Genomic DNA, 1286 nt, shown 5'->3' on the forward strand with positions numbered 1-1286 from the left:
CCCGTGCGGGCCAGCGACATGCCCAGCGAGGACGGCAGGGAGACCTCCAGGCGCTTGCCGCCGACCTCGACGACGACCGTCTCGCGGCCCAGCTCCTCCTCCGCCTCGGCGTCGGCCGGAGCGGCGAAGGGCTTGATCTCGTTGACGAACTCCGTCTCGATCCACCGGGTGTGGACCGTGAAGGGGCCGGCGGAGCCGGTCAGTTCCGGCGCGAACGCCGCATCGCGTACCACCACGCGGTGGAAGGGGATCGCGGTGGCCATGCCCTCGACCTGGAACTCGTCCAGCGCACGGGCGGCCCGCTCCAGGGCCTCCTTGCGGGTACGGCCCGTCACGATCAGCTTGGCCAGCAGCGAGTCCCACGCCGGGCCGATCACGCTGCCGGACTCCACACCCGCGTCGAGACGCACACCCGGACCGGACGGCGCGTCGAACCGGGTGACCGTGCCGGGCGCCGGGAGGAAGTTGCGGCCCGGGTCCTCGCCGTTGATCCGGAACTCGAACGAGTGTCCGCGCAGTTCGGGGTCGCCGTAACCGAGTTCCTCGCCGTCGGCGATGCGGAACATCTCGCGGACCAGGTCGATGCCGGCGACCTCCTCGGTCACCGGGTGCTCGACCTGGAGACGGGTGTTGACCTCCAGGAAGGAGATCGTGCCGTCCTGGCCGACCAGGAACTCACAGGTGCCCGCACCCTCGTAGCGGGCCTCCTTCAGGATCGCCTTCGAGGCCCGGTACAGCTCGGCGACCTGCTCCTCGGACAGGAACGGCGCCGGGGCCTCCTCCACCAGCTTCTGGTGACGGCGCTGCAGGGAGCAGTCACGGGTGGAGACGACGACCACGTTGCCGTGCTTGTCGGCCAGGCACTGCGTCTCCACGTGCCGGGGGCGGTCCAGGTAGCGCTCGACGAAGCACTCGCCGCGGCCGAACGCGGCCACCGCCTCGCGCACCGCCGAGTCGTACAGCTCCGGGACCTCTTCCAGGGTCCGGGCGACCTTCAGACCACGGCCACCGCCACCGAAGGCGGCCTTGATCGCGATCGGCAGACCGTGCTCCCGGGCGAACGCCACCACCTCCTCCGCCCCCGAGACGGGGTCGGGGGTGCCGGCGACCAGCGGCGCGCCGGCCCGCTGGGCGATGTGCCGGGCGGCGACCTTGTCGCCCAGGTCGCGGATGGCCTGCGGCGGCGGGCCGATCCAGATCAGACCCGCGTCCAGGACCGCCTGCGCGAACTCGGCGTTCTCCGACAGAAAGCCGTAGCCCGGATGGACGGCGTCCGCCCCGGACTC

At 72.0% G+C, this 1286-nt stretch carries 1 protein-coding gene; it reads right to left on the reverse strand.

The genetic code is table 11. The annotated features are described in order from the left end of the window. The coding region (locus IG05_RS0140910; protein WP_030349165.1) for an acetyl-CoA carboxylase biotin carboxylase subunit at nt 1-1286 on the reverse strand (1286 nt) is incomplete at both ends.

Origin of the sequence: Streptomyces sp. NRRL S-1022 (genome assembly GCF_000720135.1) — a bacterium.
In the GTDB taxonomy this organism is placed as follows: domain Bacteria; phylum Actinomycetota; class Actinomycetes; order Streptomycetales; family Streptomycetaceae; genus Streptomyces.